The organism is Chryseobacterium sp. CG10_8 (assembly GCF_058117085.1).
Map to the genome: position 1 here is coordinate 1 of NZ_JBYVEB010000296.1, position 423 is coordinate 423.

Here is a 423-nt window from a genome sequence, read left to right on the forward strand (position 1 = left end):
CTTGCTGCTATAATAGTAATTGTTCCTTGTGAATTTGCTACTCCACAACCACCAACTGTTGAAATAGTATAACTGAAAGTTCCTGTTACTGTTGGTGTACCACTGATAGTAATAGCATTAGCTTGTAAAGCGTAAGTTACTCCATCTGGCAGACCTATAACAGTTGCTCCTGTAGCTCCATTACCCAATGTATAAACGATTGGAGAAATTGGAGCATTAATATCTACCGTTTGAGAGGTTGATCCTGATGATAAAACTAGACTAGCATTAGGATTAACATTCACTGTCATTGTTGCGGTATTGGCACATAATCCTGATGCAGGAGTAAACGTATAAGTGGTAGTCGCTTGATTATTAATTGCAGGAGACCAAGTTCCAGCTATTCCATTATCAGATGTTGTAGGTAATGTAAAAGTACCACCC

1 pseudogene is annotated in these 423 nt (G+C 38.5%); it reads right to left on the reverse strand.

From position 1 onward, the window contains the following. A pseudogene (locus AC4AGG_RS16825) lies at nt 1-423 on the reverse strand (hypothetical protein); the annotation flags it as partial.